This window comes from Methylocaldum szegediense, from assembly GCF_949769195.1.
Taxonomy (GTDB): Bacteria; Pseudomonadota; Gammaproteobacteria; order Methylococcales; family Methylococcaceae; genus Methylocaldum; species Methylocaldum szegediense.
In genome coordinates this window covers 2,987,258-3,011,318 of sequence record NZ_OX458333.1, presented here as the reverse complement: position 1 = coordinate 3,011,318, position 24,061 = coordinate 2,987,258, and the positions used below count along the sequence as shown (strand labels likewise).

The window sequence follows — 24,061 nt, the reverse complement described above, 5'->3', positions numbered from 1 at the left end:
GGCCGACCGTATCTCGCTGTAGAGCGTACTAAGCGTGGGCGCTCCGTTCGATCTGTCGGGTGATGTGCCACTGCTGGAGAATGGACAGAATGTTGTTGACCACCCAGTAAAGCACGAGTCCCGAAGGGAAAAAGGCGAAGAAGCCGGTGAAAATAAGCGGGAAGAACTGCATCACCTTGGCCTGCACCGGATCGGTCGGTGGCGGATTGAGCTTCTGCTGGATGTACATAGAGACGCCCATGATCAGCGGGAGAATGAAGTAAGGATCTTTGGCCGAGAGATCGTTCAGCCAAAGGATGAACGGTGCCTGACGCATTTCCACGCTTTCGATCAGAACCCAGTACAGGGCGATGAACACGGGGATCTGGACGAGAATGGGCAGACAGCCTCCCAGCGGATTTACCTTTTCCTTCCGATACAGCTCCATCAACGCCATGTTGAATTTCTGCTTATCGTCCGCGTAGCGTTCCTTGAGCTGTTGAAGCTTGGGCTGGAGCTTACGCATTTTGGCCATGGAACGGTAGCTGGCTTGCGACAACTTATAGAACAAGGCCTTTAGCGTGATGGTGACGAAAACGATCGCCCATCCCCAATTATTGAAGAGCTTGTGGAACTGCTCCAGCAGCCAGAAAATGGGTTTCGCGATGATGGTCAAGGAACCATAATCCACCGTCAGCTCCAGGCCGGGAGCGGTTTTCTCCAGGACGCGCTGAAGCTTAGGACCCGCGAACAGCTGCGCTTTGAAGACTTTTTCTTCGCCCGGCTTGACGTCAAGCATGGGCGAATAGGTCCCGATGACGAAATGATCGTCGGAGAGGGCTTTGGTGTAGAAGCTGTGCTCTTCGCCCGCGCTCGGAATCCAAGCGGCAAGGAAATAGTGCTGGATCATGGCAATCCAGCCGTCCTTGGCTTTCCGGTTCAGGTTCGAGTCGGCCATGTCCTTAAACGTGATCTTTTCGTACTTGTCTTCCGGGGTGTACAGTACGCCTCCGGTATAAGTCCGAACGAAAGATTCTTCGCTTTGGTTTTCGGGATTCTTGCGCTGCAATTGAACATATTGGCGCCCTTTCCAGTCGGTTCCGGACTGGTTGACGACCTGTTGCTCAAGTTCTATCAGATAGCTGCCTTTGGCGAAGATCAAAGTCTTGGTAATTCTGACGCCCTGGTCATTGGTCCAGGTGAAAGGGACGCGCAGGGTGTCTTGGCCTTCTGCCAGAGTGTACGTGTCGGCTTCGGCACGCCAGATACTGTGATGGGTCGGGGCCTGGGTTTCTTCCCCTAGGAAACCGCTTTGTGCAATGAAAAATTGGTCTTGGTCATTGAACAGCCGAACCGGCTGATCGGGATGGTCCTTGCTCTGGGGATATTCGAGTAGATCGAGTATGCGCAGATCGCCGCCCTTGGTGTCGATCTCGGCGCGTATGACATCGGTCGTAACGGTGACGCGCGGATGTTCGACGGCCGCAACCGTGGATTCAGGGGTCTTGGCGATGTCGTCGACGCTCCGAGTGGCCTCGGGTACGTCGCCAGGCGCGGCCGGCACCGTCGGCTCGGTCTGCGCCGTGGGTTCAGGCTTGGGCCCGTAATCCACCTGCCATTGCTGCCATAGCATGAAGCTGAGAAATACGAATAAGACGAAGAGAACGAACCTTAAATTATCCATTCTTATTTTCCGAATTGGTCTGGGACGGGATCGAAACCGCCTTCATGCCATGGATGGCATCGCAGCAGTCGCCTTACGGCAAGATAAGATCCCCTAAGAGGTCCGAACCGCTGAATGGCGGTCAAGGCGTAACTGGAGCACGTCGGGTGGAAACGGCAATGCTGCCCCACCCAAGGACTAATCAGGTACTGATAGAATCTGATGAGGAAGACCAAGATGGCTTGCATCGCCTCACCAGGTTTTCCCAGTGCTTATGCAAAGAGCGTCGGAGTGTTTCATGGTCTGCCTGACTTGCGGCGCTGCGCGCCATGACCACAAAATCGATTCCGCCGAGCAGAGGCTGCCGTAAACGGAAACTTTCGCGGATGATACGCTTAATACGGTTGCGATCGGCAGCGTTACGGATTTGTCGTCTGGCGATTGCCAACCCGAGGCGCGGATAGTCACGACCGTTGGTTCGCGCGAGCACGGTTAAGTATTGGTCTGCAGACTTGCAGGGCTGCTCGAAAACGCGCTGAAAATCGGCGGCGCTACTTAAGCGGCGCGTTCGGGGGAAGCCGTAGCGAGGCGACGCCAAACGTCAGACGGTAAGCCGTTTGCGACCTTTTGCACGGCGCGCACTCAGAACCAAACGTCCGCCGCGGGTTTTCATACGCGCGCGAAAGCCGTGGGTACGAGCACGCTTGATCTTGCTGGGCTGATAGGTTCTTTTCATAAGGCACCTGTTGAATTCCGCAAAGAAAATACAAAGCTATGCATCGTAATTTAGTGTGGATAGCGTGTCAATGCTGTGGATAAGTCGCGTCTTACGGTATGATAACCAATTCCGTTGAAGCGCTCACGCATCTATCGTCTATGCCTTATGTTCTATTCCTCGAGTACGATAAGGGAGTCGCACCATGAGCGCGCTGTGGAATCAGTGCATGAGGAAGCTCGAAGGCGAGCTGCCCCCGCAACAGTTCAACACCTGGATCAGGCCCTTACAGGCAGTAGAAAATGGGTCGGAACTGAAACTGCTGGCTCCTAACCGGTTTGTACTTGACTGGGTAAAACAGCATTTTATCGGAAAGATCGAAGAAGTCTTATCAGATCAGAAGACGCAGCCCGGTCTGCACGTCGTTCTGGAAATCGGCACCCGAAAGCCGCAGGAAGCATCTCCTATCGCGCCGACGATCAGGCGATCGACGAGCGTCAAGAAAGGGCTTCCAAATAACCTCAACACGGCCTTTACCTTCGACAACTTCGTAGAAGGAAAATCCAACCAACTGGCGAAAGCCGCATCGATGCAGGTGGCGCAAAATGTCGGGCGGGCCTACAACCCCTTGTTCATTTACGGAGGCGTAGGTCTCGGCAAAACGCATCTCATGCACGCCATCGGGAACGAAATTCTTCGGGCGAATGCCTCGGCCAACATCGTCTATCTGCATTCCGAACGCTTTGTTTCGGACATGGTCAAGGCCTTGCAGCATAACGCGATCGGCGCATTCAAGGAGTATTATCGGACGGTCGATGCCTTACTGATCGACGATATTCAGTTTTTCGCCGGCAAGGAGCGATCCCAGGAGGAATTCTTTCATACCTTCAATAGCCTTCTGGAAAACAAACATCAAGTAGTCTTGACCTGCGACCGTTATCCCAAGGAAATCAAGGGTCTCGAAGAGCGATTGAAGTCGCGTTTCGGCTGGGGCCTTCCCGTGGCGATCGAGCCGCCGGATTTGGAAACCCGCGTGGCAATTCTGATGAGCAAGGCACAGCACGCTGGTGTCGATTTGTCGCCGGAAGTGGCGTTCTTTATCGGCAAGCGGATCCGCTCGAACATCCGCGAATTGGAAGGGGCGTTACGGCGCGTTATCGCCAATGCCCACTTCACCGGCAAGCCGATTACGCTGGAATTTACCAAAGAGGCGCTTAGGGATTTGATCGCGCTTCAGGATCGCATGATCAATATCGAAAACATCCAGAAGACGGTTGCGGAATACTACAAGATCCGAGTGGCGGACCTCCTTGCGAACAAACGGACCCGGTCGGTGACGCGTCCTCGGCAAATCGCCATGGCGTTGGCCAAAGAGCTGACCAATCACAGCTTGCCGGAAATCGGACAGCAGTTCGGCGGGCGGGACCATACCACCGTTTTGCACGCGTGTCGTAAGGTCCAGGAACTGAAAGAAAGCGATAGCAAGTTTGCAGAGGACTACTCGAACCTCATGCGTACCCTATCGAACTAGCCCTGACGGAGCCGTGGCTTGAAGTGTCGGCACCTTTGGTCTAACGCGTTTAGCATCCAACACATGAGCTCATTATGAAGTTCACGATAAGCCGGGAGAATTTGCTGACCCCCTTGCAGCAGGTGGTCGGCGTCATCGAACGACGCCAAACCCTGCCGATTCTGTCCAACGTGCTTCTGAAGCTTTCCGATGGCGTTTTGGAGCTGACGGGTACGGATTTGGAAGTCCAGCTGGTTACCAAAGCACTAGTAGAAAGTGGCGAGGCGGGCTCGGTTACGGTGCCGGCGCGCAAGTTCCTGGATATTTTCCGCCTTCTGCCGGAGAAAAGCGTGGTCAATCTCGAGTGCAGGCAAGAAAAATTCGTAATCCAGTGCGGATCCAGCCGTTTCAATTTGAGCACCCTGCCGGCGGAAAATTATCCGGAGTTCGAGGCGGGAACGCCGGAAGTCGAGGTTGCTGTTCCTCGCGATTGCTTGAAACGTGCACTCGAAAAGACCATCTTCGCGATGGCGCAACAAGACGTTCGTTATTATCTGAACGGATTGTTGCTGGATTTGGATGCCCAAATGCTTCGAGCGGTTTCGTCGGACGGACATCGTCTGGCGTATTTCGAGCAGCCGCTGGAGAACGGGCCGGAAGAGGGACGACAGATCATCGTTCCCAGAAAGGGCATACTGGAATTGAATCGGTTGTTGGACGAGGGAGAGAATCCGGTCACGATTCAAATCGCACCCAACAGTCTGCGCGTCGATCTGGGAACAGTTCGCTTTGCCGCTAAGTTGATCGAAGGGAGATTTCCGGATTATCAGCGTGTGATGCCGCGTGATTTGACGCGAGTGGTCCTCGTTGAAAAGACCGCATTCAAGGGGGCGTTGACGCGCGTCTCTGTATTGTCGAACGAAAAATACCGGGGTGTCAGCATGGAAGTCAGCGAAGAAGGAACGATGTGCCTCAAAGCCCAGAATCCTGAGCACGAAGAGGCCGAAGAATGGATTGCGGTCGAACTGAACGGCAAGGGAGTTTCGGTCGGATTCAATGCGTCCTATCTCTTGGATGCCGTCAACAATGTGGACTCCGAAAGCGTCAAGCTATCCTTCACCGAGAGCGCCAACAGCTGCCTAATCGAAGATTGCGAGGACAGGCAGTTCAAATTCATCGTCATGCCTATGCGCCTTTGAGTGCGAGGCATGTTTCGCCAACATGGTGCGGAGCGGTTTCGGACCGATCCATGCACGGTGTCATGGGTGACCGATGCCGCGTATGAGCCTGGTCAAAATCGAGGCCCGTGATGTCCGCAATATCGAGTACGCCGCGATAGAGCCATCCCCACACCTCAACTTCGTCGTTGGCCCGAATGCCAGCGGCAAGACATCCTTGCTCGAGGCGGTTTATTTATTGGGGAGAGCGCGCTCGTTTCGTACGTCCCAAATCAGCCAAGTCATCCGTTTCGGCCAAAGTGGGCTAATGGTGACCGGAAAGGTCGTGAACGAAACCGGGTCGGCGATACCTATAGGCGTTCGTATCACGCGTGGCGAACGGGAGATTCATCTCGAGGGACGGAAGATCCAATCAAGTGCCGAACTCATCGGTGCCTTTCCGGTTCTCGTCATTCAACCATCAAGCAGCACTTTACTGGAAGGCGCCCCGAAATACCGCCGGCAATTTCTCGATTGGGGGGTGTTTCACTTCGAGAAATCCTATTTGGATTGCTGGCGACGCTATGTCAGAGCGTTGAGCCAACGTAACACCCTATTGCGGGAAAAGCGACTGGGTGACATCGAGTTATGGAACAGGGAGGTGGCGCGATACGGTACAATAATAAGCAGTGCGCGCGACCGTTATGCGGAAAAACTGAAGCCGTTTTTCTTGCGAAGCGCCGCGCAATTTTTCGAGGGTTTCGAGTTTGAGCTCCACTTACAGTCCGGATGGAGCAAGAACAAAACTCTGGAAGCGGCGTTGCAAGAAGATGTCGCATCGGACATTCGCCTCGGATATACGCAATCGGGTCCCCACAAAGCCGACTTCTCGATCTCGCTGGAAGGCCGTCCGGCGAGAGCTTACCTCTCCCGCGGCCAAATGAAACTTTTGGTGTATTCGCTTTTGTTGGCTCAGGCGTTGCTCATGGAAGAGAGCGTAGGTGGGAGCGCATGCGTACTGATTGATGATATTGCTTCAGAGCTGGATGAGCACAACAAAAACAGACTTCTCGGCTTGTTACGGGAGCATCCCACTCAATTTTTCATCACCGCGACGGCTGACCGAATCATTAGAGACGCCGTAGACCATGATGCCGCAGTGTTCCACGTGGAACATGGGCAAGTAACGCAAGCGTAAACCAAGAATGAGCATGACCAAACTCGCTAAAGATTATGACAGCACCGCCATCAAGGTCCTGAAGGGGCTCGATGCCGTCCGTAAGCGCCCGGGTATGTATATCGGTGATACTGACGACGGCTCGGGCCTTCATCACATGGTCTTCGAGGTTGTCGATAATTCTATCGATGAGGCTCTGGCCGGGCACTGCAAGACGATCCGAGTCATTATTCACAGCGACGAATCAGTAACCGTCGCCGATGACGGCCGCGGAATTCCGGTCGATATTCACGAAGAAGAGGGCCGTTCCGCCGCCGAGGTCATCATGACCGTTTTACACGCGGGGGGCAAATTCGACGATAACGTCTATAAGGTTTCCGGCGGACTTCACGGCGTTGGCGTCTCGGTTGTGAATGCCCTATCCGAACATTTGATACTCGAAATTAAACGCGGCGGAAAACGTTATCGGCAAGAGTACCGCGACGGCGAGCCCTTGGCACCCCTTGCGCAGATCGGCGACGCGGACGGAACCGGGACGACCATCCGCTTCAAACCCAGCCCCGCTATCTTTAGCAATATCGAGTTTCATTACGACATTCTCGCCAAGCGTCTCCGCGAACTGTCGTTCCTAAATTCTGGTGTTCGCATAACGCTTGAGGACGAACGTACTGCGAAAACTGATGTCTTCGAGTTCGAGGGAGGCATCCGGGCTTTTGTCGAACATCTGAACAAGAACAAGACTCCCTTGTTCGACAAGGTCTTTTACTTCCAGACGGAGAAGGACGGCATGGTGGTCGAGGTCGCCATGCAGTGGAACGATTCGTATCAAGAGAACATCTTCTGTTTCACTAATAATATTCCGCAACGCGATGGAGGCACCCATCTGGCCGGTTTCCGCGCCGCGCTTACCCGCACGCTCAATCAATACATCGAAGAACAGGGCTTGTTGAAAAAGCAGAAAATCCCAACCTCGGGCGATGATGCTCGTGAAGGCTTAACCGCGGTCCTCTCGGTCAAGGTTCCCGACCCGAAGTTTTCGTCTCAGACCAAAGACAAGCTCGTCTCCTCTGAGGTAAAGCCTGTCGTGGAGTCGGCCATGGGGGAAAAATTTCAAGAGTTTCTCCTGGAAAACCCCTCGATCGCCCGTCTCATCGCAAACAAGATGATCGATGCCGCCCGTGCCCGGGAGGCGGCCCGCAAGGCGCGAGAAATGACCCGACGGAAGAACGCCTTGGACATCGCCGGGTTGCCTGGCAAGCTGGCGGATTGCCAGGAACGCGATCCGACTTTGTCAGAGCTGTTCATCGTAGAGGGCGATTCCGCCGGCGGGTCGGCCAAACAAGGCCGCGATCGGCGCACTCAAGCGATACTTCCCCTCAAAGGTAAGATTCTCAACGTCGAGCGGGCCCGGTTCGACAAGATGCTGTCCTCCGAAGAAGTCGGCACGCTCATCACTGCCCTTGGCTGCGGAATTGGCCGGGAAGAATACGATCCGAACAAGTTACGCTACCATCGCATCATCATCATGACCGATGCCGATATCGACGGTTCGCACATCCGTACGCTGCTTTTGACCTTCTTCTATCGGCAGATGCCCGAGCTAATCGAGCGCGGCCACATCTATATCGCCCAGCCGCCGCTTTACAAAGTCAAGAAAGGCAAGCAGGAACATTACGTTAAGGATGACGCCGAACTCAATGAATATCTATTGCAGCTTGCACTCGAAAAAACCCGTCTTCACATCGACGAAACCACGCCCCCGATCCAGGGTCAGGGACTCGAGCAACTTGCACGGGAATATTTGACCATCCAGTCCCTGATTCAACGTCTCGCTCATCGCTACGACGAGACTTTGCTAAACACGCTCCTCGAACATCCGGTCCTCGATGCTACCGCGATGAGCGATCCGAAGGCGACCGAAGCCTGGTTCGCGGCTTTGGTCGATCGGTTAAACAGCACTGACCGCAGTGCAAGCTTTGCCATCGACTTGGATTTTACTCACCAGCCCGACGGCTTTCGGGCCCATGTCAGTAGGCGCTTGCACGGAGTTCATAAGACCTTCGACATCAACGCTGCATTCTTCAACGGGGGCGATTATAAACGTCTGGCCTCCTTCAACCAGAAAGTCGAGGGTCTTTTCGGCGAGCACTCCTTCCTAGCATGGGAGGATAAAAAGGAACGGGTAAGGAACTTCAAACAGGCTTTCGGATGGATGATGACGGAGGCGAAGAAGGGACAGCATATCCAGCGCTATAAAGGGCTCGGCGAGATGAATCCGGAGCAGTTATGGGAAACGACTTTGGATTCGAACACGCGCCGCTTGTTACAGGTGAAAATCGAGGACGCTATAGCCGCCGATGAAGTCTTTTCCACCCTGATGGGCGATCAGGTTGAGCCCAGACGGGATTTCATCGAGAAAAACGCTTTGGAAGTCGCCAACCTGGACATTTGACCGCTAACCCAAAGTCGGAAAATGTTCCTATCCGACTGGAAAAAGCTTTCCGAGCTCTAGCCATCTCGGCCGATCTAGAAACCGGCCCCTCTCGCAGCGGGCCTTTCCAATCGCTCGGAAAAGCTCGAACCGTTGAAGCCATACGCAAATGTTCCACGTGGAACAGCTGGCCTGGTTACCCACCCCGACCCGCATTCCCGGTATACTTCTTCGCCGAGCTTCCGAGCGTTTCCGATTCGTACCACTTTTTTTCCCGAACACATCCGAATCCTATTCACGGAGAGACACCCAAATGTTGCCCTATCCTTCAATCGATCCAGTGGCTATCAGCATCGGTCCCTTGAAGATTCATTGGTATGGGCTTATGTATGTCATCGGCATCGGCGGTGCATGGTGGCTGGCTCGGCGCCGTGCAAAAGAGCCCGGGCTTCCTTGGAGTCCCGCCCAGGTCGAAGACCTCGTCTTTTATACCGCGCTCGGCCTCGTGGTCGGCGGCCGAGTCGGATACATGCTGTTCTATAGCTTGCCTGCCTTCCTCCAAGACCCTTTGATGCTGTTCCGAGTTTGGGAAGGCGGTATGGCTTTTCACGGCGGATTGCTAGGCGCGCTGGTCGCGATGTGGATTTTCTCTCGACGCCAGAACACGCCTTTTTTTGCGGTTACCGATTTCGTCGCCCGCTATGTGCCGATAGGCCTCTTTACTGGTCGAATCGGTAACTTCATCAACGGTGAGCTTTGGGGAAAACCGACCAACGTCCCTTGGGCGATGGTATTTCCCGATGCCGGCCCCGAGCCACGCCATCCGACTCAACTATACGAGGCCTTTCTCGAAGGAATCGTCCTTTTCGCCGCACTCCATTTTTTCAGCCGCCGCTCGCCCCCAACCATGGCCGTAAGCGGGCTGTTTCTTCTGCTCTATGGTATCTTCCGCTTCCTGATCGAGTTCGTGCGATTGCCCGATGCACATATCGGTTATCTTGCATTCGGCTGGCTCACCATGGGGCAGATATTGAGTTTCCCTATGATCATCGTCGGAATTCTCCTTTTGGTGCTCGCTTATCGTCGCCCGATCACATCCATTTTGAGTACCGACAACTCCTGAAAACCCTCTACGGTCACTGCGCAAAGCACGACTCTCGATAACTTGAGACCCGACACCATGCCTCATCCAGAAGAGCAGTATCTCACTTTGCTTCGCAACCTAATAACCGAAGGGGATGAGCGAGTCGATCGAACCGGCGTAGGCACCCGCGCGTTGTTCGGCTACACCATGCGGTTCGACCTTAGCGCCGGATTTCCGCTGTTCACCACCAAGCGGATCTTCTGGAAAACGGCTTTCAAGGAACTCTTATGGATGTTGTCGGGAGGACGGAACATCCGCGAGCTATTGGAGCAAAATGTAAGGATATGGACCGACTGGCCTTTAAAAAAATACCGTGACGCAACCGGCGAGCAGGTGAGTCAAGATGAATTCGAGCGACGGATCATGAGCGACGCCGCGTTTGCCGCCCGTTGGGGCGACCTCGGACCCGTGTATGGCTATCAATGGCGTCACTGGCCGACTTACGACGGCAAAGAAATCGACCAGCTTCAGCAACTGATCGAAGGATTAAAAAACGACCCCAGTTCCCGCCGTTTACTTTTCGAGGGTTGGAACGTCGCTCAGTTGGAAGATATGGCGCTTCCACCCTGCCACAAGACCTACCAATTCTTCGTCTGCCAAGCGACGAACACCTTGTCCGGTGCGTTAATGCAGCGCTCAGCCGACGCCTATCTGGGCCTCGGTTGGAACATCGCCAATCTCGCCTTGATGACCCACCTTCTCGCCCACCAATGTGGTTACGCACCCGGAGAAATCGTCTGGTTCGGTTGCGACGTGCACCTCTACCTGAATCACATCCCGCAAGCGCGGCTCCAGATCGAACGCGAGCCGCGCGCGTTCCCGCGGCTACATATCAAGCGCAAACCCACCGATCTGTTCAGCTACCGGATCGACGATTTTCAGATCGAGGGCTACGACCCTCATCCTCACATACCAGCCGACGTGGCAGTCTGACCGCAGCCGACCGATCCTCAATCGCGCTCGAAAAGTCGAGCCCTGTTACGGAGCTCGGCTGTCGGTTAACCGGCTGTTTCCGGCTTCCAATTGTTTCCTATTTCGCCCCGCCGCGCTGGGTCCTCAATTCCGTGATATCCATGCGCGGCAACCTCACCACGAATTCACTCCCCAGACCCGGGCCTTTGCTCGAAGCTTCGATACTCCCGCCGTGCATTTCGACCAGTTTTCGCACCAGGGTCAGGCCGATTCCGAGGCCCCCTTGCGACCGGTCCAAGGAGCGATCGGCCTGCGTGAAAAGGTCAAAAATATGAGGCAAAAGCTCCGGCGGAATACCGATCCCAGTGTCGCTAACCGAGACTACGACTTTGCCGTGATCTACGACCGCCGTAAGATCGATACGCCCGCCATGCGGTGTGTATTTGGCTGCATTGTTCAGGAGATTGGTCAATATTTGAACCAGCCTGACGCTATCTCCCTTTAGCCATACCGGCTCGTCCGGGTAGGAGATCGAAAGCTGATGCTCCTGGGCCTTGATGATGCCCTCAGTCGCTTCTACCGCGCGCTCGATGACTTCCGACAGTTCTATCGCTTCCTGCTTGAGCGTGATCTTTCCGCGGGTAAAGCGCGACACATCCAAGAGATCGTCGACTAAATGAACCAAATGCTTGACCTGGCGCTCGATCATCTCTTTCACCCAGCGCAGCCGCGGATCCGGAAGATCTAACAGGCCTAACACCTGAACGGCGTTGCATATGGGCGCCAGAGGGTTGCGCAACTCATGGGAAAGCATCGCCAAGAATTCGTTCTTTCGGCGGTCGCCTTCCTCGAGCGCACTCTGAATGCGGACGAGTTCGTCGATATCCGAACAGGTCCCGAACCATTTGCTTGCACAATTCCCCTCGTCGTAAATAGGGCGGGCCCGAACCTGGAACCATTGATAACCACCATCCACCGCACGAAGACGAAACTTCGCTTGAAACGGTTCCTTCGTTCTGACCGATTTCCGCCACCGTACCCGCACGTTTTCGCAGTCATCGGGATGTATCGCCCTAACCCAATCCGTGCCCCCGGAATTCTCGGTCAAGCCGGTGAGCTCGTAGAAACGAGGACTGACATACTCGATGCGGCCGTAGGCGTCACTGGTGAACAGAATATCTGGTACGGTTTCGGCCATGGCCCGAAACCGTGCCTCACTTTCCCTAAGAGCCGTTTCTGCCCATTTCCGTTCACTGATATCGCGTATGATGCCAGTAAACTTTCTCTCCCCTCCGATCTCCATTTCGCTGACGGTCAGCTCCGCCGGAAAAACCGATCCGTTCTTATGCCGCGCCGCGACATCCCTACGCAAACATGCGATATCCCCCTGATCAGCACCAACAAAAGCTTCGATGGGATTTGCATCGTATCCGCACTCCATCGTCGGCATCAAAATACGCACGTGTTGCCCAATAACCTCGCTGGCCTTATAGCCGAACAAGCGTTCCGCCGCACCATTGAAAAGCTCAATGACGCCGGCGCTATTGGTAGTGATGATCCCATCTACAGCGGTCGTAATGATACTCTGAAGTCGTTCCTCGCTCGATTTCAAAGCGGCCGTACGCTCCTCGACTCTGCGTTCGAGCTGTTCGTATGCCTCGTGCAGCGCTGCCTCGGCGGCTTCTCGCCTTGCGATTTCTGCTTCCAGGCGCGCGTTTTTCTCGACCAGATCAGCCGTACGGGCCGCGACCTGATCTTCCAGATCACTCAGTACTTGCTGCAAGCGTTGCTTGGTTTGCCGCTTTTCAAGCAACGTCGCGAGGAAATTGGCTGTGTTGGCGACGTACGGCGCGTAAGGCGCGAACGCGGATCGGCTGTTGATCCCAAGGATCAAGAATCCGTACAGCCCCGAGGATGCCCGCAAGGCGATAGATTCCTTGCAGCCGTTCGTCACTGCGCAGCAGCGCCTTATCTCGAATGAAGGCGAGGTGTTCGTACAATATCCGCATACCGCGTCCCCGGCTAGCTTGATGGGCTCCGGTACGAACGATCCGAAAAAACAGAAATGGACATCTTCGACCCCTGGGATATCGCCGAGTGCGCGGCAAAGGAACGCCGCCTGTTCCTCCTTGGACGCCAAAACACCAAGCGTCTGCTGTACGATCAACAATTTTCCCAAGACTTCGGGCTGCGGCTGAGGAGCGCGAAATTTAAAGTTTGTCATAGCACAGTTTCCACCGTCAGGCGGATCGTGGGGCAACTCAACGCCCGTCAAGAGCGAGCCGTATCGCGCGAGGAAAAGTCTGCGTTCGGGTCCGGTTTACGCTGACGCACGGCGCCGGGCCAGGTACTGCGCAGGTACTTCGTAATACGGGTTGTGTAGAATTTGTCCCCCAACAATCATCAGGGGATGCACTCTTAGAACCTCGTACAAATTCACGCCGCTTAACCGGTTAGCATCGTACTGGCAAATAATGCTGCTGAAAGGGACGTCCTCTACGACGATATTGAGCATGGATTCGTATTCGAACCACCGATCCAGCCCGGGATGCTCATTGCAAGTCCAGCCGGTCTCGCCCGTAACCCGTATGCCCGGGAATCCTTCGTCTACGCTTTGACGGTACATCGAGTGCCAGGTTTCGATCATCCTTTCCGGCTGAAAAGTGCCGTCCGGGCAGTACGTTTCTTCCGCCGGAGGTACGATAAGTTGCCCCGGTCGGAGATCGGCAGGAAAATTCACGCCCAATTTTGCGATATACTGTTCGAGTTCCTCGCGCGACAAAACATCCGCTAAATAGGCAACCTTTTCGCCAGACGCCAAACCGCTCTCGACGAATTGCGCCATCGTGCGGGCATGTTCCTGCTCATCGCTGTAGATATAGCAGAGATGTCCTCCAGGCGGGAGATGCTGATCTCTGTAAAGCCGAACCCTATATCTTTTGCTCGCTCCATACACATAAGCTTCATCCAGACAATTTTGTCCAATCCAAATCAATGCTACTGCAGGTCTTCTGTCAAAAAAAAAGCAACACAACCTGGCTGTTTTACCGCCGTCAAACAGAACAAACATAGAACCAGGACACCACTCGACCGAGACAAACACCCTGTTTACTAGTTGGAGCCTCGATTTTCTGATTCATTAACCCGTTCCTCACCAGGGAAGAGCCATGAGCGACATACTTTTCCAACCCTATACCTTAGGGCCTTATACGCTGAAAAACCGCATCGTGATGGCGCCTTTGACGCGTTGCCGCGCCGGACAACCGGGCAATATTCCTACCGAACTCAATGCCCGTTATTATGCGCAACGCGCATCCGCCGGACTCATTATCTCCGAAGCCACACAAGTCTCCCAGCAAGGCCAAGGCTATGCATGGACACCCGGCATTCATACCCTCGACCAAGTCAAAGGCTGGAGATCGATTGCTGACGCCGTTCATACGGCTGGCGGCCTCATCTTTATGCAGCTCTGGCACGTGGGTCGAATTTCGCACCCGGCCTTGCAGCCAGACGGACAACTCCCGGTGGCTCCCTCCGCCATTCGTCCGTCCGGTACGGCTTTCATCGTTAACGAGCGGGGAGAAGCTGAACGGGTCCCTTTCGTGACTCCCCGAGCGCTAGCTACCGAGGAAATGCCGTATATCGTGAAGCAATACGCACATGGTGCAAGCAATGCGTTAAAAGCCGGCGTTGACGGTGTCGAGATTCACGCCGCTAACGGCTATCTTTTGGACCAGTTTCTCAACACAAGTTCCAACCGCCGCAACGATCAATACGGAGGTTCCGTTGAGAATCGTGCGCGTCTCCTTATGGAAGTCGTGGATGCGGTTTGCCGAATTTGGGGGTCGCAACGCGTTGCGGTACGTATATCGCCCCTAGGCACTTTTAACGACATGGGCGATGACGATCCTGAAGCGCTTTTCGGGTACGTGGCGGAACGGTTGAATGCCTTCAACCTCGCCTATCTTCATGTCGTGGAGCCCGAGGTAGCCCGCGATCCCGCGTCCCCGAATTTCGATGTACGAGGACCCGCGATCATGAAACTGATTCGCACCCGATATCGCGGTACGCTCATCGTCTGCGGTGGATACGATCAACGCAAGGCTACGGCGTGTATAGAGGAAGGCCGGGCGGATTTGGTAGCGTTCGGACGTCTGTTCATCGCCAATCCTGATCTTCCCGAACGTTTTCGACAGAACGCCGAATTGAACCTTCCCGACGAATCCACCTTCTACGGTGGCGGTGCCGAAGGCTACGTGGATTATCCGACGCTCAGACAGCTGAGAGGTCAGGAGCCGATGCCGGCGATCGACGAGGGATGAAGAATCGCGTAATGAAGATTTCGCTTATCGTCGCCATGAGCGAGAATCGGGTGATCGGGGTCGACAATCGAATGCCTTGGCATTTGTCTTCCGATCTCAAGCGCTTTAAACGCATCACTATGGGGAAGCCGTTGATCATGGGGCGACGGACGCATGAATCCATAGGTCGGCCGTTGCCCGGCCGAAAGAATATCGTTCTAACAACGGACCGCACGTACACCGCACCGGGCTGCGTCGTGGCACACAGCTTGGAGGACGCTCTCGAAGAGGCCAACGCGGACGAAGTCATGGTCATCGGAGGATCGTCCTTGTATGAGAAGCTACTGCCGACGGCCGATCGCCTTTATCTCACGCTCATTCACCGAGCGTTCACGGGCGACACCTTCTTTCCTCAGATCAAGTGGGATGAATGGACCGAAATCGAACGTCTTGACGTAGAGGACGATCCCGACAGTGGATTGAGCTACAGTTTTTTAATCCTCGAAAGGAAAACGGACAACCGCGGTGAAAAGCGATTGCCCGATTGATTGCTCCAGGCGTTCCGTTTCCGCTTACGCCTGATCCTTTTCCCGCTGCCAATGTCCGGAACGCCCGCCCGCTTTCTCAAGCAGGCGGACCGACTGAATCGTCATCCCGCGATCCACTGCCTTGCACATATCGTAAACGGTCAGGAGCGCGACCTGCACAGCAGTGAGCGCTTCCATTTCGACCCCGGTTTGTCCGACCGTCTTGACCGTCGCTTGGCAATACACACGCCCGCGTTCCCGCTGCGGTTCGAGCACGAGGTCGACGTTCGTGATCGGTATCGGATGGCAGAGCGGGATCAGTTCCGAGGTCTTCTTGCTGGCCAAGATCCCGGCAATACGGGCGATTCCAAGGACATCGCCTTTCTTGTGGCCGCCTTGCATGATCAAGTCCAGGGTTTCGGAACGCATTTCGATATAACCCTCGGCGACCGCCACCCGCTGTGTCATAGGCTTAGCACCCACATCGACCATATGGGCGGCGCCCGATTCATTGAAATGCGTGAGTTTACTCATGATGGGAGAATCTGGATCGAAAGACGTATTATAGAATCGCAACCCCCCGATTTTGCCGGCACCGAAGGAGGATTTCCGGGTTATGAGTCAAGCCATGGCGGATTTATTCAAACGAATCACCTGCGGCGTCTATGTCGTCGGCGTCGCTGCGGGCGACCGCCACAACGCCTTCACGGCGGCCTGGGTTATGCCCGTTTCCTTCGATCCTTTGCTGTTGGCGCTGAGCATCAATCCCCGTCATTCCTCCTATGAACTGCTCAAGCGAGGCGGATCATTTTCCGTGAACGTCCTGAGTCGGGAACAGATGGATTTGGCGGGACATTTCGGCAAACCCGCCGACGCGGACAAACTAGCATCCGTGAAATGGCGCAAAGGTCGGCGCGGCACGCCTCTTTTGACCGAGGCGCTGGCCTGGTTCGAATGCGACTTGATTGAAGACCATCCCGCCGGAGATCACGTTCTGGTGCTCGGCCGCGTCATCGACGGCAGTTTGCTAAAACCAGATGCTGAGCCGCTGACTTACCGGGAAACCGGCGATATGGACGGCGCGGCTGCAATCTTTCCCGACCGTTTCTCCTAAGATAAGCTCGCGCCCGCGACTCTCAATAATTCAAAAAAAGATTCACCGATAAGATATGGCTGATCCGGTCCGGTGCTTCGGCCCTCCGAATATATTGATTCATGTAACCGACTTCGGTCCGGATTTCTTTATTGAGGTTGTATCCCAGACCTACGAAGACCCGGTTCTGATCAAACCCGTCATCCCCACTCCAATCCGCTTTGTTGATGCGGACGAAGATTTCCTCCCATCCCACAAGGCTGAAGTCGGGGGCAAAGTCGAGTGGGACCGACAACTTCACGAACTGGCGAAAGCGCCAGCCCACATCGCTGCCGGTTTCGGCAAAACGCTGTTCCAGCCTCGTCCGGCTGGTGAAGGTACCGAGGGCTGTTTTCTGCGTCCACAGGAATTGCTGCCAGATACGATTCTCGTCGAAGCGACGCCCGGTGAAAGGCCGGTCGGTGAAAATCCACGCATACCCCAGCCAGACACTCGCGTTCTCGTTGATCGCGTACCCCAGCGCGGGCCTCACCATGCTTTGCGACAAGCGGGAGGTGTCCTCCCCAAAGCGTCCTTGACCTTCCAACCAAAAGCGGAAACTCTTGAACTTCGGGTCGATAAACCCGAAGCTGCCGACGGCGGTAACATTGCCCCAGGTTTGGAAATCTTCGAGCGATTCGGCTGACGCAAGTTGCGGAGCGGAAAGCAGCATGGCCGGCACTAGCCAGCGGAGACGCTGATTCGATCGATATTTCATCGTGTACCCTGTTTCTTGAAAGCAAGCCAGGTATTATCGGGTCAAAACTATCTGGGTCAACCCGCTTTCACGATGAGCTAGGATCTGGTCAGGCGCTCCTCCGCTTCCCTGTATTTCTCCGCGGTCTTGGCGATCACCTCGGGCGGCAGATGGGGGGCGGGAGGCTGTTTGTTCCAAGCCAAGTTCTCCAAATAATCCCGCACGAACTGTTTGTCGAAGCTGGGCGGACTGATGCCGACCCGGTATTGATCGACCGGCCAGAAACGGGACGAATCAGGCGTTAATGCCTCGTCGATCAGGTAGAGGCGGCCAGTGGCGTCCAAACCGAATTCGAACTTGGTATCAGCGATGATGATGCCCCGATCGAGGGCATAGGCCGCCGCTTCCGTGTAGAGCCTGAGACTGATGCGGCGCACCTCGTCCGCTAAGTCTTTACCTATCAGCTCGACGGTTCTCTCGAAGCTGATGTTCTCATCATGCTGACCGGACTCTGCCTTGGTCGAGGGCGTGAAAATGGCCTCTGGCAATTTCTCCGCAAGCTGCAGCCCTGCCGGTAGCGAGATGCCGCAAACGGCGCCGGTCTTTTGATAATCCTTCCAGCCCGAGCCAATCAGATAGCCCCTCACGACTGCTTCAACCGGAAGCGGCTTGAGCTTCTTGACGACGATTGCCCGTCCTTCCACCTGTGCGCATTCGCCGGGATCGGCGAGGACGTCGTCCAGCGCAAGGCCGGACAAATGATTCGGGACGATGGATTCGAGCTTAGCGAACCAAAAATTGGAAACCGCAGTGAGCACCCGGCCTTTCCCCGGGATGGGGTCCGGTAGAATGCAATCGAACGCAGACAGACGGTCGGTCGTGACGATCAACATGTGGTTATCGTCGATGTCATAAATGTCACGGACCTTACCGCGACCGCGAAGCCGCAAGCTTTGCAGCGAGCTTTCGTACAAGATGTCCGGGGCTTTCATCATTCCTCTTCGGTAGTAATCGTTAAAAAGGCGCTTGGGCTTAGGCCCGATGGGCTTGTATTTGGACGCGCCGCACTTGCAGCCTGTGCGGCCATTGCAGGCTTTATGAACAACTGTGAATCATGTAACGTTGTGGCTTTCACTGCAAGAACAATAGACCATTGGCATCATGACTTGGCTCGGCAAAGTAGTCGGCGGAACGTTCGGCCTATTAGTGGGGGGACCGCTATTCGGCGTCCTTGGCGCCGCTCTGGGACACCAGTTCGACCGAGTCATGGCCAATGCTGGTCTTTTGCAAACCGATTTTGGCACCGGCGCCCATGACCGGATACACATGGCGTTCTTCACCGCCACGTTTTCGGTTATGGGGCATGTCGCCAAAGCCGACGGGCGGGTATCGGAGGCTGAGATCAAGATCGCTCGGACCATCATGGACCGGATGGCACTTTCCGAAGAGATACGCAAAACGGCTATCCGTCTGTTCAACCAGGGCAAGCGCCCCGATTTTCCGCTCGAGAACACGCTGGACCAATTTCGGGCTGAATGTCATCAGCGGTCTTCGCTGATACGTCTGTTCATCGAGTTTCAGCTGGAAACGGCCTATGCGGATGGCGGCCTTCATGCCGCCAAGGAACAGTTGCTGCTTCGGATCTGCGACAGGCTGCAGGTCTCTCGCTTCCTGTTTCACGACATCAAGGCGCGCTTCGAGACGGCAACGCCGTTCAGCCGCACCGGAAGCCACTCGTCCTGGCGGCATAGAGAACCGGCAGGTGGTGCCCGCCGGCCTTCGCCGAGTGAAGCCTACGCCATTCTCGGCATTACGCCTTCAGCCAGCGATCAAGACATCAGACGCGCCTACCGGAGGCTCATGAGCCGATACCATCCCGACAAATTGGCCGCTAACGGTTCAACCGAGGAAATGCTCAGACGAGCCACCGAGAAAACCCAGCAAATCCGCAGCGCTTATGAGGTCATCGCCAAATCCCGCAAGCTTTAAGCACTAGCGGTACATTTCGAACACATTCCTAATTGAGGATACGCCATGCCATCTTTCGACATCGTATCGGAAGTCAATCTGCACGAAGCGAGCAATGCGGTCGACCAAGCCAACCGCGAAGTCAGCACCCGGTTCGATTTCAAGGGCTCCAACGCCCGTTACGATCTTTCCGAGACCGTCGTAACCTTGCACGCGCAGACGGAATTCCAGCTGCAGCAAATGCTGGATATTCTGCAGACCAAGCAGGCCAAGAGAGGGGTCGATATCGCCTGTCTCAAGATCGACCCGCCTCAGGTTTCTGGCAAAGAGGCCCGTCAAACCGTAACCTTGCGGCAGGGAATCGATTCGGCTCTCGCCAAGACCATCGTAAAGCTGATCAAGGACAGTAAGCTCAAGGTGCAAGCCGCGATTCAGGGGGAGCAGGTTCGGGTGAGTGGCAAGAAAAAGGACGATCTGCAGCAGGTCATCGCCTTACTGCGAGAGGCGAAGCTGGAATTGCCGCTACAGTATGTCAATTTCCGGGATTGACTGCCGCCGCCGCGATAGCGACCGCTCTCGCGATACCGCCCCTCGTGCACGGAGATCGGTCGCGCCCAATTTTCACGCATCCACATCAGTGGCTGTTAGCCATACGGCAAACCCGCCGACGCGTGTCGGTCTGCTAGCGATTGTCCGCGTTTCTCTTGGTATCACCTTCGGTCCCTTGCGAGTACCGGCTCTTCGTCCTGTAGCCAAGAGCTGACTCGATCGCTGCAAGAAGCTGTTGGCGACTCGCCACGCGATCGACAGTGCGCCGACGATGAAGACCAGATCGCCGAAAGTGCGCGTCCAGCATAAGGTTTCGAGCTAGGGTTGCTGCAGGAAAGGCTTCGCTACGCTCCACACTACAGCCCTTACCTAACACTGGCATGGAACTGGAACAAACCAATCAACAGCAAACGAGTGGCGACCATCAGCACCAAACCTGCATTCCCAGAATCCCGTCTTCATCGGTCGTTCGCTAGACCTGCTCCGGACGCAACACGGCAGCACCAGCACGGCGAGAAAGCCTATCAGTGTAACTCGGAAGCTTTCGGTAACTACCCATGCGACGTCTCCCGTTTACGTGTTGGTGCCGCGATTTGGAAAAGGACGTTGTCCTCAAGATACACGTGCTCCATCAGATCCACGCATAACCCCGAAAGCCCGAGATAAAGTGCTCGCCAAGTACTACAGGCCACAGGCGGCGGCGTGAAGCCGCGGGTCAACTTGTCGAGGCGCTTGAGGGCTTCGGCGTGGTGGTGATCTTCCATGCGCATGACCAGAATCAGTGTGCGCGCCGAGGTTCCTTCACCACGAGCTATGAGCGGGAACAGCACCTGCTCCTCCGTTTGCATGTGATCTTCAAGTTCGTGCCGCAGGCTATCGAGAGTGTCCGCTAGGCCGCGCGGGCATGCGGGATGTTCGCCGTGTACACGTTCGACCATCCGCGCCAGGCGGGTCAGTTCCGGCAATTGTTGGCGGTGTCGTTGGTGAAAGTGTTCGAGAATATGCGCGACGAGTTCCGAGGGTGGCGCATCCTTCCACCTGCCGGCTTCCGAAGTTGGCTGGCTCGCGCTCTTCTCGAGCTCTTCGTTGATTTCTTGTGCCCACTGCCTTTTGGCCGGGGCCAGGACCACCCCATGCAAATTTTGTCCAACGCTGCGGCGCGATTCCGGTGTGTAAGGTCGTGAGCTCCGGGTTGCCCCGGCAAGACCCCCAGGGGATTGCTCGAGTGTGTTCATGGTCAGCTCCATCAAAAATTCTCGATATTTCCCAAGCAAGTTGCACGCCACCGTAAGTTTGCTAAGAACTCCGACACTTAGAGGATAGTAGGTACTTTTTACCCTATTGTGATAGGGTTGTAACAACCATACCGGGTAAAAAGCACCATGATTGAGACCATGTTGATCGCCGACCTGGCAACCGATTTGCCGCAGGCCGTGCGCTTACAAAGACTGGTAACCGCCTTGAGAGCACAGTTCCGTTGCGGCGCTGTGGCCTTATTGCGTTTGGAAGAGGCCCATTTGCGTCCCGTCGCTGTCGACGGCCTAGTGCGCGATGCCTTGGGCAGGCGTTTTGCGATGAGTGAGCATCCGCGTCTCGCCGCCATTCTTTCCCGCCGCGATCTGACGTCCTTCGATAACGACAGTACCCTGCCTGACCCTTACGACGGCCTGATCGAGACACATGTCGGCGAGCCATTACCGGTGCACGATTGCATGGGCATCAGTCTGTACGTGGAAGACCAGCAATGGGGCGCGATTACGCTAGATTCCTTGCAGGTCGGGGTTTTCGACGAAGCCGCTAAGAATTGTCTACGCCAATACAAGGCTCTGATTGAGGCCTCCATACGGGTGGCCCGATTGGAAGCCGAAATCCGTGCGCTGCGCCTCGCTCAAGAAAAGGGGCCGCTCGCTGCATCTCCGTTCGAAGACGACGGCGAGATCGTGGGCCAGAGCCAGGCCATCACGCAATTGTTGCGGGAACTGGATGTAGTGGCCGACTCCGAACTTCCGGTGCTGTTGTTGGGCGAAACCGGTGTGGGCAAGGAATTGTTCGCGCGCAGGCTGCACCGTCTCTCGCGCCGCCGCGCCGGACCTTTGGTCCACGTTAATTGTGCGGCCTTGCCCGAGTCGCTAGCGGAAAGCGAGCTTTTCGGTCATGCCAAGGGAGCGTTCTCCGGAGCGTCGGTCGATCGGCCGGGCCGCTTCGAGGCCGCCGAAAACGGCACGCTGTTTCTCGACGAAGTTGGCGAATTGCCGCTCGCGGTTCAGGCCAAGCTCTTGCGCACCCTGCAGAACGGCGAGGTTCAGCGCCTCGGCGAGGATCAGCCACGGCGCGTGAACGTCCGGGTGATCGCCGCAACTAACCGCAACCTACGCGACCACGTACGTGATGGAGCGTTCAGAGCGGACCTTTATCACCGTCTCTCCGTGTATCCAGTGCATATACCGCCGCTCCGCGAGCGCGACAACGACGTATTACTCTTGGCGGGCCGTTTTCTCGAACGCAACCGCGCACGATTGGGCTTACGCAGCCTGAGGCTGGCTCCAGAAGCCGAGGTCGCTCTCAGGCAATACCACTGGCCGGGCAATGTGCGTGAACTCGAGCACGCAATCAGCCGCGCCGCCTTGAAGATAATGAGTCGCGGCGTGGATCGAAACGATATCGTCACCCTGCCCGTCGATTTACTCGATCTCGACCTCAATCAATTCGTATCCGATCCCAATGCTCGGTTAACGCCTCCCAAAGCCGGACCGACAACGGTCTCGACGCTGCGGGCCGCGGTCGAGGAAAGTCAGCGTCGCTGCATACGAGATGCCCTTCGCCTGTGTGGCGGCAACTGGGCGAAAGCCGCGCGCCGCCTAGACGTGGATCCGAGCAATCTGCACAAACTTGCGCGGCGTCTGGGTCTGAAAAAGGGACGGTGCGGCACGGCACTAAAAGAAAATTGTGTAGGTCGCAATTAGGATGACGCTCGCGACGACCCAGCGTCTCGCGTGAACTGTCCTCGCCCACTCTCGAGCTACGGCGGATCGTGTCCGCCACTGTTCCACCGCGGCTACTTTAAGCCGGCTCAGCAACGCCTTGATTTTTCGAACGATGAAGGGCAGAGCGGCCAAAAAAACCGCAAACCCCAGCCAGGCGGTGACCACTTGCGAGGCTCGTGTAGTAAGCCCAAAGAGCGCTTCCAACAAGTGTTCCGCTGCGAGTTCCACGACCTCCACCAAGATATGTATGCCTTCCAGCAGGAGCGATAGAACGGTATCGACTTGCAAAGCGATAACCAGTAGAACCAGCACAGTCAGACTTCGTTTTATAGTTTCTTTTTCCATGCACTCCTCAAGCGAGTTAAGAGACGCCTTTGAATAACGTTGCCGATGTGCATCTTCTGGACTCTTTTGCGCGGAGACGGCCCGACGGTCGACACGTTCGTTCACGACAGCATCGGGGGACAACGCGGTCGCATTCCGTCCCACACCAGCCGTCCGACCCAGCGGACAAGGGCATTCATTCCGCCGACCAATCGTCGACCTATTTGCGGTTTGCCGTCCCGCTCCGACGACGGGCGCGGCTGAATTTCTCCATACAGTTCGGCCAAAGCGGCGTCAGAATTAGGCAGTCACGGTTGCCACGATGGGCTCTGGACCATGCTCGACCACCATCATCGCGAGGCGATGAGGTACGAGAACGCCGAGATTTCGGGATTACACCCGAACAGCAGCTTATCTGCGGATATGGCCAATTTCCGTCCGTCTTCTCGCCGGCCATGTCGACTAAATTACTGGCAGGATCGGTGCCAACCTGTAACTCGCTGAAAATGAATCCGAGCTTTGAAACGGCACACCGGAACTGGCCAACTGCGTGATGTCATATTGACGCCATAGATATGACGTATCCGATTAATTACTTGAATTCTCAAATATTATTAACGGCGAGCGGGCCTGTTCGACGATGTGCTTTTGACACAGTCAATGATTGGATTGACCACAGTTCCGCTATTACGCGGCCCGTTTTGTCTGGCGTCAATGATGGCAATCGCCGACCCCGTTTCCCGTGCGGGATTCGAGACAGCGCCTACGGCTACCGTTGTGGTTCGCCGAGCCTCGGGAAACGCACCGAAATTGATCCCGAAGCCCGCGGTGTACTCAATCGAACTGCGTTGCCGTTCACGGAACAGAAATATGCACGTCGACTGTTCTCAG

General features: G+C 55.6%; 23 protein-coding genes. 12 read left to right on the top strand and 11 right to left on the bottom strand.

Annotated elements, in window-relative coordinates:
- Nucleotides 1-28: 28 nt before the first annotated feature.
- From yidC to rpmH, 4 genes are read right to left on the bottom strand one after another with little or no spacing between them, the layout of a single operon-like run.
- Nucleotides 29-1,663 carry a membrane protein insertase YidC gene (gene yidC / locus QEN43_RS12970; protein ID WP_026611113.1) on the bottom strand — a complete coding sequence of 545 codons (1,635 nt, stop codon included), beginning with the start codon at nt 1,661-1,663 and terminating at the stop codon, nt 29-31.
- A gap of 2 nt (nt 1,664-1,665) precedes the next feature.
- Complete coding sequence (yidD, locus tag QEN43_RS12965; RefSeq protein ID WP_084162203.1) at nt 1,666-1,890, bottom strand: membrane protein insertion efficiency factor YidD; 225 nt, start codon at nt 1,888-1,890, stop codon at nt 1,666-1,668.
- Entirely contained in the window at nt 1,845-2,240 is a 396-nt protein-coding gene (rnpA, locus tag QEN43_RS12960; protein WP_084162205.1) for a ribonuclease P protein component, read from the bottom strand. Before rnpA ends, yidD begins: the two co-directional genes overlap by 46 nt.
- Nucleotides 2,241-2,243: 3 nt before the next feature.
- Nucleotides 2,244-2,378: a 50S ribosomal protein L34 gene (rpmH, locus tag QEN43_RS12955; RefSeq protein ID WP_026611114.1), complete on the bottom strand. Its 135-nt coding sequence runs from the start codon at nt 2,376-2,378 to the stop codon at nt 2,244-2,246.
- Between the two features lie 184 nt (nt 2,379-2,562).
- On the opposite strand from rpmH, the gene dnaA reads away from it, so the two are divergent.
- The 6 genes from dnaA (at nt 2,563) to thyA (ending at nt 10,709) form a co-directional block, all read left to right on the top strand.
- The gene (dnaA, locus tag QEN43_RS12950) at nt 2,563-3,888 is read left to right on the top strand and encodes a chromosomal replication initiator protein DnaA (RefSeq protein WP_026611115.1); all 1,326 of its coding nucleotides are present in this window, start codon (nt 2,563-2,565) and stop codon (nt 3,886-3,888) included.
- A 74-nt stretch (nt 3,889-3,962) separates the two neighbouring features.
- Nucleotides 3,963-5,066 carry a DNA polymerase III subunit beta gene (dnaN, locus tag QEN43_RS12945; RefSeq protein ID WP_026611116.1) on the top strand — a complete coding sequence of 368 codons (1,104 nt, stop codon included), beginning with the start codon at nt 3,963-3,965 and terminating at the stop codon, nt 5,064-5,066.
- Between the two features lie 82 nt (nt 5,067-5,148).
- Complete coding sequence (gene recF, locus QEN43_RS12940) at nt 5,149-6,222, top strand: DNA replication/repair protein RecF (RefSeq protein WP_026611117.1); 1,074 nt, start codon at nt 5,149-5,151, stop codon at nt 6,220-6,222.
- Between the two features lie 7 nt (nt 6,223-6,229).
- Nucleotides 6,230-8,653, top strand: a complete 2,424-nt coding sequence (gene gyrB, locus QEN43_RS12935) for a DNA topoisomerase (ATP-hydrolyzing) subunit B (RefSeq protein ID WP_449814789.1) — start codon at nt 6,230-6,232, stop codon at nt 8,651-8,653.
- Between the two features lie 292 nt (nt 8,654-8,945).
- On the top strand, nt 8,946-9,755 hold the full coding sequence (gene lgt / locus QEN43_RS12930; protein ID WP_026611119.1) for a prolipoprotein diacylglyceryl transferase: 810 nt from the start codon (nt 8,946-8,948) through the stop codon (nt 9,753-9,755).
- 57 nt (nt 9,756-9,812) lie between these two features.
- Nucleotides 9,813-10,709 (top strand): thymidylate synthase, encoded by an 897-nt coding sequence (thyA, locus tag QEN43_RS12925; RefSeq protein ID WP_026611120.1) that lies wholly within the window; start codon nt 9,813-9,815, stop codon nt 10,707-10,709.
- Nucleotides 10,710-10,806: 97 nt separating this feature from the next.
- Here thyA and QEN43_RS12920 read toward each other — a convergent pair whose 3' ends face one another.
- Together QEN43_RS12920 and QEN43_RS12915 are read right to left on the bottom strand one after the other, a co-directional pair.
- Nucleotides 10,807-12,912, bottom strand: a complete 2,106-nt coding sequence (locus QEN43_RS12920) for a sensor histidine kinase (RefSeq protein ID WP_317963282.1) — start codon at nt 12,910-12,912, stop codon at nt 10,807-10,809.
- A 96-nt stretch (nt 12,913-13,008) separates the two neighbouring features.
- Nucleotides 13,009-13,758, bottom strand: coding sequence for an MEDS domain-containing protein (locus QEN43_RS12915; RefSeq protein WP_084162207.1), 750 nt, complete (start codon nt 13,756-13,758; stop codon nt 13,009-13,011).
- Nucleotides 13,759-13,855: 97 nt separating this feature from the next.
- On the opposite strand from QEN43_RS12915, the gene QEN43_RS12910 reads away from it, so the two are divergent.
- Together QEN43_RS12910 and QEN43_RS12905 are read left to right on the top strand one after the other, a co-directional pair.
- On the top strand, nt 13,856-15,010 hold the full coding sequence (locus tag QEN43_RS12910; RefSeq protein WP_051331867.1) for an alkene reductase: 1,155 nt from the start codon (nt 13,856-13,858) through the stop codon (nt 15,008-15,010).
- An 11-nt stretch (nt 15,011-15,021) separates the two neighbouring features.
- On the top strand, nt 15,022-15,537 hold the full coding sequence (locus QEN43_RS12905; RefSeq protein ID WP_026611121.1) for a dihydrofolate reductase: 516 nt from the start codon (nt 15,022-15,024) through the stop codon (nt 15,535-15,537).
- Nucleotides 15,538-15,561: 24 nt separating this feature from the next.
- On the opposite strand, the gene moaC is transcribed toward QEN43_RS12905, so the two are convergent.
- Complete coding sequence (gene moaC, locus QEN43_RS12900; protein ID WP_026611122.1) at nt 15,562-16,050, bottom strand: cyclic pyranopterin monophosphate synthase MoaC; 489 nt, start codon at nt 16,048-16,050, stop codon at nt 15,562-15,564.
- Between the two features lie 94 nt (nt 16,051-16,144).
- Here moaC and QEN43_RS12895 point away from each other — a divergent pair, with 94 nt between their 5' ends.
- Nucleotides 16,145-16,630: a flavin reductase family protein gene (locus QEN43_RS12895; protein WP_235726652.1), complete on the top strand. Its 486-nt coding sequence runs from the start codon at nt 16,145-16,147 to the stop codon at nt 16,628-16,630.
- Nucleotides 16,631-16,652: 22 nt separating this feature from the next.
- Here the strand turns inward: QEN43_RS12895 and QEN43_RS12890 are convergent, their stop codons facing one another.
- Together QEN43_RS12890 and QEN43_RS12885 are read right to left on the bottom strand one after the other, a co-directional pair.
- Entirely contained in the window at nt 16,653-17,366 is a 714-nt protein-coding gene (locus QEN43_RS12890; protein ID WP_026611124.1) for a DUF2490 domain-containing protein, read from the bottom strand.
- Between the two features lie 77 nt (nt 17,367-17,443).
- Nucleotides 17,444-18,337, bottom strand: a complete 894-nt coding sequence (locus QEN43_RS12885) for a phosphoribosylaminoimidazolesuccinocarboxamide synthase (RefSeq protein WP_317964078.1) — start codon at nt 18,335-18,337, stop codon at nt 17,444-17,446.
- Nucleotides 18,338-18,506: 169 nt separating this feature from the next.
- On the opposite strand from QEN43_RS12885, the gene djlA reads away from it, so the two are divergent.
- Together djlA and QEN43_RS12875 are read left to right on the top strand one after the other, a co-directional pair.
- Nucleotides 18,507-19,334 carry a co-chaperone DjlA gene (djlA, locus tag QEN43_RS12880; RefSeq protein ID WP_026611126.1) on the top strand — a complete coding sequence of 276 codons (828 nt, stop codon included), beginning with the start codon at nt 18,507-18,509 and terminating at the stop codon, nt 19,332-19,334.
- 45 nt (nt 19,335-19,379) lie between these two features.
- Nucleotides 19,380-19,862, top strand: a complete 483-nt coding sequence (locus tag QEN43_RS12875) for a YajQ family cyclic di-GMP-binding protein (protein ID WP_026611127.1) — start codon at nt 19,380-19,382, stop codon at nt 19,860-19,862.
- A 551-nt stretch (nt 19,863-20,413) separates the two neighbouring features.
- Here QEN43_RS12875 and QEN43_RS12870 read toward each other — a convergent pair.
- Nucleotides 20,414-21,097, bottom strand: coding sequence for a hemerythrin domain-containing protein (locus QEN43_RS12870; protein ID WP_026611128.1), 684 nt, complete (start codon nt 21,095-21,097; stop codon nt 20,414-20,416).
- Between the two features lie 159 nt (nt 21,098-21,256).
- On the opposite strand from QEN43_RS12870, the gene norR reads away from it, so the two are divergent.
- Nucleotides 21,257-22,825 carry a nitric oxide reductase transcriptional regulator NorR gene (gene norR, locus QEN43_RS12865; protein WP_235726653.1) on the top strand — a complete coding sequence of 523 codons (1,569 nt, stop codon included), beginning with the start codon at nt 21,257-21,259 and terminating at the stop codon, nt 22,823-22,825.
- On the opposite strand, the gene QEN43_RS12860 is transcribed toward norR, so the two are convergent.
- Complete coding sequence (locus QEN43_RS12860; RefSeq protein ID WP_026611129.1) at nt 22,796-23,191, bottom strand: hypothetical protein; 396 nt, start codon at nt 23,189-23,191, stop codon at nt 22,796-22,798. The two genes, norR and QEN43_RS12860, sit on opposite strands and share 30 nt — an antisense overlap.
- Nucleotides 23,192-24,061: the final 870 nt, after the last annotated feature.